This window comes from Arcobacter sp. CECT 8989 (assembly GCF_004116715.1).
Taxonomy (GTDB): Bacteria; Campylobacterota; Campylobacteria; order Campylobacterales; family Arcobacteraceae; genus Halarcobacter.
Genome location: NZ_PDKE01000120.1, coordinates 1 through 396, shown reverse-complemented (window position 1 = coordinate 396; position 396 = coordinate 1). Strand labels below are relative to the sequence as shown.

Annotated in this window: 1 protein-coding gene; it reads left to right on the top strand. The window is 36.1% G+C overall.

Annotated features, from left to right (window positions below; genetic code table 11):
• Nucleotides 1-396 (top strand): hypothetical protein (locus CRV02_RS14975; protein WP_258239342.1); only part of this gene is annotated, 396 nt, incomplete at both ends.

The following is a 396-nucleotide window of genomic DNA, read 5'->3' as shown; positions in this document are numbered from 1 at the left end:
CGAAGCAAATGGAGTAGGTCAAGGTGTAGCTACTCTTTATGATATTCAAGAAGTATTAGGTTCAAGTGCAAATGCTACTATAACTAGAAAAACAGGGGAAGCAAACTCATTATTAGGTATTGATGGAAATGATACTTTCCATCAGACATTAGATGGTGATTTCATTGATGGTGGAAATGTAAATACGGGAACTCATGCTGATAGTGGGAATGATAATGTTGATTATAGTTCAATTGATTCAGATGATGGGAGGGATATATATGCAGACTTATCAAGGGATGATAATGATGCTACGACTAATAATGAACAAACAGTTAAGCTAGTAGGTGATAGTACTAAATTTGATGATGTAGAAGACATGACACCTGGCATTGGTGCTCAACATGACGAGAGTAT